Source organism: Paenibacillus ihuae, assembly GCF_001368795.1.
In the GTDB taxonomy this organism is placed as follows: Bacteria; Bacillota; Bacilli; order Paenibacillales; family Paenibacillaceae; genus Paenibacillus_AQ; species Paenibacillus_AQ ihuae.
This window is the reverse complement of the sequence record NZ_LN831198.1, coordinates 3,833,538-3,844,603: the sequence shown is the minus strand read 5'-3', so window position 1 is coordinate 3,844,603 and position 11,066 is coordinate 3,833,538. Positions and strand designations below refer to the sequence as shown.

The 11,066-nt window shown below is 52.1% G+C and carries 9 protein-coding genes and 1 pseudogene; 8 read left to right on the top strand and 2 right to left on the bottom strand.

The window, feature by feature from the left end; all coding sequences use genetic code 11:
* The 4 genes and pseudogenes from AQR02_RS34520 to AQR02_RS17780 form a co-directional block, all read left to right on the top strand.
* Positions 1-296: pseudogene (locus AQR02_RS34520) on the top strand (glycoside hydrolase family 52 protein); the annotation flags it as partial.
* A gap of 335 nt (positions 297-631) precedes the next feature.
* Entirely contained in the window at positions 632-2,719 is a 2,088-nt protein-coding gene (locus AQR02_RS17790) for an alpha-glucuronidase family glycosyl hydrolase (protein ID WP_054942150.1), read from the top strand.
* A 13-nt stretch (positions 2,720-2,732) separates the two neighbouring features.
* A complete protein-coding gene (locus AQR02_RS17785; RefSeq protein WP_054941624.1) occupies positions 2,733-3,527 on the top strand; it encodes a Nif3-like dinuclear metal center hexameric protein in 795 nt (264 codons plus the stop codon).
* A gap of 277 nt (positions 3,528-3,804) precedes the next feature.
* Positions 3,805-3,987: a hypothetical protein gene (locus tag AQR02_RS17780; protein ID WP_187388794.1), complete on the top strand. Its 183-nt coding sequence runs from the start codon at positions 3,805-3,807 to the stop codon at positions 3,985-3,987.
* A gap of 553 nt (positions 3,988-4,540) precedes the next feature.
* Here AQR02_RS17780 and AQR02_RS17775 read toward each other — a convergent pair.
* On the bottom strand, positions 4,541-5,173 hold the full coding sequence (locus AQR02_RS17775) for a GntR family transcriptional regulator (protein WP_054941622.1): 633 nt from the start codon (positions 5,171-5,173) through the stop codon (positions 4,541-4,543).
* Positions 5,174-5,429: 256 nt separating this feature from the next.
* On the opposite strand from AQR02_RS17775, the gene uxuA reads away from it, so the two are divergent.
* From uxuA to AQR02_RS17755, 4 genes are all read left to right on the top strand, one after another.
* Positions 5,430-6,506 (top strand): mannonate dehydratase, encoded by a 1,077-nt coding sequence (uxuA, locus tag AQR02_RS17770; protein WP_054941621.1) that lies wholly within the window; start codon positions 5,430-5,432, stop codon positions 6,504-6,506.
* Positions 6,507-8,117, top strand: a complete 1,611-nt coding sequence (locus AQR02_RS17765) for a mannitol dehydrogenase family protein (RefSeq protein ID WP_054941620.1) — start codon at positions 6,507-6,509, stop codon at positions 8,115-8,117.
* A gap of 20 nt (positions 8,118-8,137) precedes the next feature.
* On the top strand, positions 8,138-9,547 hold the full coding sequence (gene uxaC / locus AQR02_RS17760; protein ID WP_054941619.1) for a glucuronate isomerase: 1,410 nt from the start codon (positions 8,138-8,140) through the stop codon (positions 9,545-9,547).
* Positions 9,548-9,664: 117 nt separating this feature from the next.
* On the top strand, positions 9,665-9,955 hold the full coding sequence (locus AQR02_RS17755) for a MazG nucleotide pyrophosphohydrolase domain-containing protein (protein ID WP_054941618.1): 291 nt from the start codon (positions 9,665-9,667) through the stop codon (positions 9,953-9,955).
* 24 nt (positions 9,956-9,979) lie between these two features.
* Here AQR02_RS17755 and AQR02_RS17750 read toward each other — a convergent pair whose 3' ends face one another.
* On the bottom strand, positions 9,980-10,945 hold the full coding sequence (locus AQR02_RS17750; protein ID WP_054941617.1) for a hypothetical protein: 966 nt from the start codon (positions 10,943-10,945) through the stop codon (positions 9,980-9,982).
* Between the last annotated feature and the right edge of the window lie 121 nt (positions 10,946-11,066).

Below are 11,066 nucleotides of genomic sequence, written 5' to 3'. Positions count from 1 at the left end.
GGAAGCTGTCGTCCACAAGCAATAACTCGTGGCTCAGCAAAATCTATCTGTCCCAGTTCATCGCCCGGGAGATTCTGCAGCTGCCTTGGGAGGAAAGCGGGCTTGCGGCTGATGCAGCGCATGTGAACTGGCTGCTGCATCCCGAGCTGTCCTACTGGTGCTGGAGTGACCAGATCTTGTCCGGCCTTATCGGCGGAAGCAAGTATTACCCCCGCGGAGTTACTGCAATCCTCTGGCTCCTGGAAGGTACGGGCAGCCGTTCGCTGACAGGATTAGCGGATACAGCAAAGGCTTAAAGTAAGGTCTAATAGTAAGGCTACTAGATTTGTTGAATCCGGGAATTTGATTGCAGTACCTGCAATAAATAGATTAATTAGTCTACACGGGATCATTTCTGCTGTATTTCGTGCAATAGAAAGACTTACTCCTCAGCGCTGAATCGCATTCTATTGTAATTCGTACACTAGTTTTGCGGATTTCCGGTCAAAATCATCACTTTCAGCGGATTCTGCTGTATAGAGTGCAGCAGATTCAGTTTTACGGCTGATTTATGAGAAATCTGCTGTATAAAGTGCAATAGCTAGGTTTGTATCCAATACTCAGGCAACACACAGGAGGAGTCTTCCAGATGATGAACGAATCCAATGAGCGTCACATTTCAATAGAGGACCATGGCTATAGCGCCTGGCTGGGCTATCCGGCACTGCCGCAGGGCAGGCTGCAGGAGCAATATGTGAAATGGTGCGGAGCGGTTAGCGTTACGGAAGCTGATGATACGGTTCAAGCCGCATTGGCAGAATGGAGCAGGGGCATCGAAGGCATGCTTGCTATCCGGGTCCAGGCGGAACATGAGTTAAGCCCCGGCGCTTCAAGGGTTGCCATCGGCACCTTCGGGGGCGGAAATACGCTGATCGGCCGTGTGTTTAATGAGGCTGACATCCGCAAGGTGGGACGCGAAGGGTTCGCCATCCGCACGAGTGCAGATCATAACTGCATTGCTGTAGGAGCTACCGCGCCGGCAGGGGTTCTTTATGGAGTGTTTCACCTGCTGCGTCTGATCGGCACATTGCAGGAGATTGAAGGACTCGATGAAACCGTGAATCCGGTAAACGGGCTGCGGATGATCAATCATTGGGATAATTTTGACGGCAGTGTGGAGCGGGGGTATGCGGGGAGATCCTTCTTCTATGAAAATAACCGGTTTACAGGGGATATGGGGCGGATCCGCGACTACGCGCGGCTGATGTCCTCGACCGGCATCAATGCCATCGCGATTAATAATGTGAATGTCCATGCCCTGGAGACGCTGTTTATTTCAGATTATTTGCCCGAGGTGGCAAATATTGCTGATATGTTCAGGCTGTATGGCATCCGGCTGTTCCTTAGCGTTAATTTTGCCGGACCGATGCATGAAGGGGAAGTAGGCACTGCTGATCCGCTCGATCCGGGTGTGCGCGGCTGGTGGCAGCGCAAAGCGGCCGATATCTACCAGGCGATCCCCGATTTCGGCGGCTTTGTGGTCAAGGCGGATTCGGAGAACCGTCCGGGACCGTTCACTTACGGGCGTGACCATGCCGATGGTGCGAATATGCTGGCGGAAGCCCTTGAGCCCTATGGCGGAATCGTCATCTGGCGCTGCTTCGTGTACAACTGTAAGCAGGACTGGCGCGACCGCAAGACAGACCGGGCAAGAGCGGCATATGATCACTTCAAACCGCTAGACGGCAAATTCAAAGACAATGTCATTCTGCAGATCAAGAACGGGCCGATGGATTTCCAGGTCCGGGAACCGGTATCCCCGCTGTTCGGGGCACTTGAACGGACTAATCAAGTGATCGAATTCCAGATTGCCCAGGAATATACCGGCCAGCAGCGCCATGTCTGTTACCTTGTCCCCCAGTGGAAAGAGGTGCTGGAATTCAATACGAATGCCAAGGGGGAAGCTTCACCGGTCAAGCATATCGTAGACGGCTCGCTGTGGGGCAACCGGTACAGCGGGATCGCGGCGGTGTCCAATGTAGGCAATGACAAGAACTGGACCGGCCATCTGCTGGCCCAGGCTAATCTGTACGGATACGGCCGTTTGGCCTGGAATCCGGAGCTGAGTGCGGAAGAGATTGCCGGGGAATGGATCGCTCTTACCTTTGGCAAGGATCCGGCAACAGCAGCTGTCATCAGCCGGATTCTGCTGGATTCGTGGGAGATCTATGAATCCTACACAGCTCCGCTCGGCGTGGGCTGGATGATAAATCCGGAGCATCATTACGGGCCGAATGTGGACGGCTATGAATATTCCCAGTGGGGAACGTACCATTATGCCGACAACCTCGGGATTGGAGTCGACCGGACCGTGAAGAGTGGTACGGGTTACAGTTCCCAGTATATCGGCAGCAATGCTGCACGTTATGATTCACTCGAGGAATGCCCCGATGAATTGCTGCTGTTCTTCCATCATGTTCCGTATACCCATGTGCTCCATTCCGGCAAAACGGTGATCCAGCATATTTATGATACTCATTTTGCCGGCGCAGAACGTGCAGAAGAGCTGGTCACCTTATGGAGCAGCTTGCAGGGGAACCTCAGAGAAGATCTGTATGTGCAGGTAGAGGAGCGCCTACGAGGGCAGGCCGCTCATGCCAAGGAATGGCGCGACCAGATCAATACGTATTTCTTCAGAAAGAGCGGCATTATGGATGCAAGCCAGCGCACTATCTACTGAGAGGTGAATGGCCATGACAAGTACCTTCGGACATATCATTGATCGCTTGACGGCAGGTATCGAACGGCCTGATCCAACCGTAGACAAGCTGGACCCGGGGAGCCTGGAGACAGAGGTGCGGGGGATCGTTACGGCCTTTGCAGCCTCGCAATATGTAATTGAACAGGCGGCTTTGTTTGGGGCGAACCTGATCGTGACTCATGAAGGGGTTTATTACACCCACCAGGATCAGCGGGAATGGCTGGGCGGGGATCCGGTATTTTTGCAGAAATCTGCCCTGATTGCATCTTCAAGTATTGGAATTTACCGGTTTCATGATTATGTGCACCGTTACACGCCGGACGGAATAACAGAAGGGCTGATCCGTGCACTCGGCTGGCAGGATTATGTAACTGAGCATCGGGCCGCAGTGTCGATATTAACCATTCCGGCCATGTCCGTCAAAGACGCTGCAGAGCTGGTGAAGCGGCAGCTGGCAATCTCTTATGTGCGTGTGGCGGGCAATTTAACTGCTTCCTGCACCCGGGTGGGCATTCTGGTTGGTTATAGAGGCGGAGGTCCAATGACCATTCCCCTGTTCGAACAGGACGGCCTCGATCTGATTATTGCCGGAGAAGGGCCGGAATGGGAGACTCCGGAGTATGTAAAAGATGCCGCCGCACAGGGGCGCAACCGGGCGTTAATTATGCTGGGCCACGCTGAGAGTGAGGCACCCGGCATGAAGCTGCTGGCAGAGCGGCTGTCACAGCAGTTTCCCGGCCTGCCCGTCCGCTTTGTGCAGGACAGGCCGGTATTTCAAATCCTATAGTTAATCCATACCTCTTTGCCGACAGGTGGACGAATGGGACCCTCAGGTTCCATATGGTTCCCCTGCCGGCAAGGAGGTTTTGTAGTTTATAGAGCGTGCACTTACATTTTTAGCGATACATTTTGCATATTGAACATTGCCGTCTACCCCTGATACAGCTAACATTGAAGGTGCATCTAGTTTCCCGATAAACAGAAACGGAGGTCGTTACTAGGATGAATTCTGTGCGAAAGAGAAGGTGCAGGGGACCTCACGGCTTGTTATCTGCGGGCGTTCTGTGCTAAGTAACAACACGGTGCATCTGCTGTTCAGCGGCCAAAGCGGCGAATCCAAACAGCTTGTCGAGTTTGACGGCGCAGAATTTTACACGGAGCGGGAATTTACGCTGGAGCCGGTAAGCGGCAAGCAGACGGTAACCTTCCTGTTCCTGTCGGGGGATTCTGAAGAAATCCGGGAATAGAAGAGCAGCCCGAACAGCCCGTTTCCGACATTCCGGAAACGGGCTGTTTGGGCTGCAGCTGAATATATAGTGATTCTCGTCTACTGAGATGAGGCGGTGACTGAAGTTGGAGTGGAGCTCCTGCTAAGGAACGGCCGTGGTACGGAATCAGAGGTATAAATCCCTCTGATTCCGCAGAAACGCGGCCGTGGTACGAAATCAGAGGTATAAATCCCTCTGATTCCGCAGAAACGCGGCCGGAGTACGAAATCAGAGGTATAAATCCCTCTGATTCCGCAGAAACGCGGCCATGGTACGGAATCAGAGGTATAAATCCCTCTGATTCCGCAGAAACGCGGCCGTGGTACGGAATCAGAGGTATAAATCCCTCTGATTCCACAGAAACGCGGCCATGGTACGGAATCAGAGGTATAAATCCCTCTGATTCCGCAGAAACGCGGCTCGCCCCAGCGGACAATAATGGGCTGTCCGACAGCCCATGCTCAAGGGAGCAGGACATTCGCCCGTCAGGATGGTCTTGTTCAATTGTAGGCTTCTGAAGCTTAACGGATGCCTAGGCTTTAATAAAGTCTGAGAAGTTCTCCTGCAAATAGAGCGAGTTAATGTCTTCGCGCAAATGGTGATGGATCAGCGCATCCAGCTTGTCCGTTTCCTGCCGGGTCATGTATTCAAGGATACGCTGGTGCTCCGTCCAGATCTCCTCCAGCTTCTCCTGACGGAGCATGTGCAGCCGCCGGTATCTGACATAATGCACATTGGACTGCTGGATCAGATTCCACAGGAATTCCCGTCCGGCCAGCCGGAAAAGGGCGGCGTGGAACGCATCGTCCAGGTTGAGGAAATGCTCTGTGGCATCCTCTTGATGGATTGCCGCCTTCTGCCTGTCCAGAATCTCCTTCAGCTCATGTACACCCTTCAGCACCAGATGGGCCGAGAGGTATTTCATGATCTCTTTTTCCAGGACACTGCGCAAATAAATAATCTGTTCAACCGACTCCAGATCAATGAACGAAACCAGGTTGCCCTTCTTCGGATAGATATCAATATAGGATTCCAGACTGAGCTGTTTCAGCACATCACGCAGCGGGGTCCGTGAAATCTGGAACCGTTCGGATAAAACAGTCTCACTGAGAATGGTGCCGGGCTTCAGCGTCAGGGTCAGAATTTCATGCTTGAGCGTCTTCATAATTTGTTCTTTGATCGACGTTGTGTTTCGGCTCCATCATCCGTATTTTAAGTTCTAGTATACATCAATGCCCGCTGCGATAAAAGAAAACTTTCACGAGATAAGTCAACATTTTCGCTATATATCAATAATAGTATACGTTTTCAAAAGAAGTGTTGACAAAATTGTGTTGTTTATTTATGATCTACTAAAAACTTGTATACAAGATTTAGGGCATGTGCAATCATGGTTTATACATCCTAAGGAGGGTTTATCAATGAACATGACGTGGAGATGGTATGGCGAAGGGAACGATAACATCACGCTTGACCATGTACGGCAGATTCCGGGGGTAATGGGGATCGTCTGGTCGCTGCATGACAAGGTAGCCGGTGAGGTCTGGGAGATGGAGCGGATACAGGAAGTGGCGGATCAGATTACGGCCAAGGGCTTCAGCACCGCCGTGGTGGAAAGCGTCAACGTTCATGATGATATCAAGATCGGCCTGCCGACCCGTGACAAATATATCGACATTTATATCGATACGATCCGTAAGCTGGCTACAGTCGGCGTTAAAGTCATCTGCTATAACTTTATGCCGGTCTTCGACTGGACGCGCACAGAGCTGTACAAGGAGCTGCCGGATGGTTCGAACGCCCTCTTTTATGAAAAGGCTGCCATCACCGATAATCCGCGTGAGATGGTAGACCGGATTCTCCAAGGCGCAGGACAATTCACCATGCCGGGCTGGGAGCCGGAACGGCTGGCGAAGCTGGATGAGCTGTTCGCGGCTTATGCTGATGTGACGGAAGATAAACTGTTCGGCAACCTGCAATATTTCCTGGAGCATATTATTCCCGTATGTGAAGAAGTGGATATCAAAATGGCGATTCACCCGGATGATCCGGCCTGGCCGATCTTTGGCCTGCCGCGCATTATCCGCAGCCGCGATACGATCCGCCGTTTCCTGGATTTAGTAGACAGCCCTTACAATGGCCTGACTTTCTGTACAGGGTCGCTTGGTACGAATCCGGAGAACGACCTGCCGGCGATGATCCGCGAGTTCCATGACCGGATTTATTTTGCCCATATCCGCAATGTGAAGGTGTTTGACAACGGGGACTTCATCGAAGTATCCCACCGCGGGCGCGACGGCAGTGTCGATGTGGCGGAAGTCGTTAAGGCCTACCACGAGAACGGGTACACGGGTTATGTGCGTCCGGACCACGGCCGTCATCTGTGGGGCGAAGAGAAAAACTGCCGTCCAGGGTACGGCTTGTATGACCGGGCGATGGGCATCATGTATCTGCTCGGCGTATGGGACAGCCTGGATAATGTGAAGGGGGCGAAATAAATGCTGCGCCTGAGCCGATCCAGTATCCGGGATGAAGCAGAATCATGGGAGGCTGCCGGGGCCATCCTTCCTAAGTTTGACTATGACACAATAGCGAAGAACACGCTGGCGAAGCCGGAATGGATTCATTTCGGTGCGGGCAATATCTTCCGCGGGTTCGTGGCGAATGCCCATCAGAAGCTGCTGGACAGCGGCGCAGCGGACACGGGAATCATCGCGGCGGAAACCTTTGACTTCGAGATGATCGATAAAGTCTACAAGCCGTATGATAATCTGACCCTGCTGGTGCTGATGAATGCGCGCGGCGATTTCCAGAAAAAAGTCATTAGCAGCATCGTCGAAGGCATCACCGCCGACAAGAACCGTGAAGATGATTACAACAGGCTGACGGAGGTGTTCGAGAACCCGAGCCTGCAGATGGCAAGCTTCACCATCACGGAAAAGGGGTATTCCCTGACCGGCCCGAACGGCCAATATCTCGGCATCGTCGAGAAGGATATTGCGGGCGGGCCGGAGCAGCCCGTGCATGCCATGAGTATTGTCGCTTCGCTTGCATACAAGCGGTATCAGAAGGGCGCCTACCCGATGACCTTCGTCAGCATGGACAACTGCTCCCATAATGGCGATAAGCTGAAGAATGGCGTCGTAACCATTGCCAAGGAATGGGCCGCCAAAGGGCTGGTGGAAGCAGGCTTCGTGGCTTACCTGGAGAATGAGCAGCTGATTACTTTCCCGCTGTCGATGATCGACAAAATCACGCCGCGCCCGTCGGAAACGGTGCAGGCAGCGCTGCTTGAGCAGGGCATCGGTGAGATGGAGGTGATTGTTACCTCCAAGAATACCTATACGGCCCCGTTTGTAAACGCTGAGATCAGTGAATATCTGGTCATTGAAGATAAGTTCACGAACGGCCGTCCTCCGCTTGAGCAGGCGGGCATTATCTTTACCGACCGGGAGACCGTCAACAAGGTGGAGACGATGAAGGTGACCACCTGCCTTAATCCGCTGCATACCGCACTCGCCGTATCGGGCTGCCTGCTCGGTTATACCCTGATTGCCGATGAGATGAAGGACGATACGCTGCGCACATTCGTGGAAATCATCGGCTACACGGAAGGGCTGCCGGTTGTTGTGGATCCGGGCATCCTTAGTCCGAAGCAGTTTCTGGATGAGGTGCTGCAGGAGCGCTTCGCCAATCCGTTTATTCCCGACACGCCGCAGCGGATTGCAACCGACACCTCGCAGAAGGTCGGCATCCGCTTTGGGGAAACGATTAAATCGTATATCCGCAGAGAGGACCTGGATCCGGCCGGGCTGACAGCCATTCCGCTGGCGATTGCCGTCTGGTGCCGCTATCTGCTTGGCGTGGATGATGAAGGGAATGCCTTTACCCTCAGTCCTGACCCGCTGCTCGAAACACTGCAGGGGCATCTGCAGGGCGTTGTTCTGGGAGACACCCATTCCCATGTGCGGGCAATTCTGCAGGATGAGCAGCTGTTTGGCGTGAAGCTGTATGACATCGGCCTGGGCGATAAGATTGAGGGGATGTTCTACGAGCTGCTGGCCGGACCGGGAGCGGTAAGAAGCACACTGGAGAAGTATCTGAAATAAGGGGTAAGGGGACATGAGCAATGAAGGCACTTATTCATGAGGATTTTCTGCTGCAGTCTGAGGAAGCCCGGATACTCTATCATGAGTACGCCAAGGACTTGCCGATTATAGACTACCACTGCCACCTTGATCCGCAGGCCATCGCTGAAGATAAACGGTTTAACAGCATCACAGAGTTATGGCTGGGCGGGGATCATTATAAATGGCGTGCGCTGAGAACCTTTGGCGTTGATGAGAAATATATTACGGGCAGTACTCCGGATGAAGAAAAGTTCGCCAAGTGGAGTGAGGTTCTGCCCTTTACCATCGGCAATCCGCTGTTTCACTGGTCCCTCCTTGAGCTGAAAAGCTATTTTGGCGTGGAGGAGCAGCTGAATCCGCAGAACTGGCGGGAAATCTATGAGCATTGCAATACACGGATTGCAGCGGACGGCTTCTCCGCTCAGGGGCTGATCACACGCTCCAATGTGAAATGGATCTGCACTACAGATGATCCGGTGGATGATCTGAAGTACCATGCCCGGATAGCCGGGAAAAGTCAAAACACCTTTAAGACCGGAGTCACACCGACCTTCCGACCGGATAAAGCGCTGCTGATTGAAGCCGATAGCTTCCCGGCATATCTGACCAGCCTGGAGCAGGCAGCAGGGTACCCGATTACCAGCTTTGCGCTGATGGAACGTGCCCTGCTGGAACGGATTGAATATTTTCACCGTCAGGGCTGCATGATCTCTGACCACGGGTTCTCGCATCTGCCGTATGAAGAAGCTCCGGCCTCAGTCCTCGAAGATATCTTCAGCAGACGTCTGAGCGGCGAAAGCCTCAGCAGGCTGGAATGCGACCAATATGCGACAGCGTTGATGCTGACCATGGGCCGGAAATACGCTGCGCAAGGCTGGGCCATGCAGCTGCATATCGGGGCAATACGCAATCCGAATACGCGCAGATTCCGCGAGCTGGGACCGGATACAGGCTTTGATACCATTGGCGATAACAGCTATGCCGACCGGTTATATAAGCTGCTCGACGGGCTTGACCGGACCGGAGAGTTGCCCAAGACGATTATTTACAATCTGAATGCGGCACAGAATGATGTGCTGGCAGCGATGATCGGCTCTTTTCAGGGCGACGGCATCAAGGGCAAAATCCAGTTCGGCTCCGGCTGGTGGTACAATGACCAGAAGGACGGCATGATCAAGCAGCTGACATCCCTGTCGAATCTCGGCCTGCTCAGCTGCTTTGTAGGCATGCTGACGGATTCCAGATCGTTCCTGTCCTATACGCGCCACGAGTATTTCCGCCGTATTCTGTGTAACCTGATCGGAGGCTGGGTCGTAAACGGCGAAGCGCCAAGGGATCTGCCTTTCCTGGGCCGCATCGTACAGGATATCTGTTATCATAATGCTGACCGCTATTTTGAATTAGGCTGATAGGTCCGTTATTCCTGATAAACGCGGGGCCCGCAATTCCGGGCTCTGCGTTTTTTTGTCTAGTAGAGGATGTATAATGAGATTCGAAGATTAAAGAACTCATGAGGAGCGGAAGAAATGAATGCATCAGAATTTCAGCAGTATGTTAGAGCGTTTAGTGAAGTGAAGGGCTTTGATACGAGTACCATTGAGCAGCGGATGTTATACTTGATGACCGAGGTCGGTGAATTAGCCAAGGAAGTGCTGTCCGTGTCCTTTCATCCCGATGCGGAACGAAAGACGAACCTGGGCTACGAGATGTACGATGTCGTGTGGAATATTTTTGATCTGGCCAATAAGCTGGACATTGATCTGGAGAAAGCGTTTAGCGAGAAGAAAGGGATTAGTGACCTCAGAAATTGGGATTAGTACAAATCACCCGGTTACCGGCGATTAGTGGGTTCGCCGGATAACCGGTTTTTTTCGTCTTTTGAAGAGATAAACCGCATTCTCATTTGAGGGAGGAAGCATAAGCGCGGATAACCGCTCGCTGAGCTCCATCGTAAACAGGTCAGCATTATGGTAGGCTTCGAAATCTCCGGTATAGGCAGGGCTTCTTGTTCCGATGACGATATATAAATTCACGGAATCCGTTTTGAACACATGTTTTTCATACGGATTTTTGGGGACAGGCCAAGAGCACAGCACCACTTCAGGGCTATATTTTTGCAAAGCTGATTTTGCATCCGCCTCCTCGACAAAAGCTGGGTACTGAATATAGTGCTTCCAGCTGTAATCATCGGTAGCGATGCACGGAATATTATTTTCGTTCAAAAACCGGGTTAACGTGCCGTCTCCGGCAGCGATCTCAAGACATTTTTTGTCCCCTATTAACGCCCCGAGCTCCTTGATTAATGCTTTGGAGTAGAAGCAGTAGATGCCCTTTTTATTGACCAGCGGCATCAAAATCTTCTTGTTGATGATAAACCTCCAGAAAAACTTAAATAAACCGAGGGATACAGGCTTCCGCTCGAACGCTTTTTTGAATAAAAGCTTCTGTAAGATCGTCCCGTCCCACAGGTTAAACCGTACATTGGCGGCAGGAGCTTTGGAAGAAACCGCTATGTTCAACTGCTCCAGCAGATGAATGGCAAACCGGGCTTTGATGATATTCGGCATAAAGGCATTTACGGTGGTTTCGTTCAACCCGCTTTTGCTGATCTTGTTATTGGCAATCTTGGCGCTGGCGGTATAGCGGTCAATAATGGCTTGGACCACATTGGATCCGGCACTGCTCTTCATTGAACCCAGTTCCCGCAGCACCTCTTCTTTGTATTCCGGATACTGCTGCAATAATGTTTCGACGCTGATTTCATTTGCTAATATTTTCTTGGCGGTCTCGGCCGGGAAATTTCTCATTTATGTGCTCCAATGTATATTAACTGAACTCTCAACGTACCGACCGGCATTGGCCGTGTCTACGGTGAATATTTGGACTTCCGGCCGCTGTTAGGTTTGGATTTCTTGATTTAAACCGCTT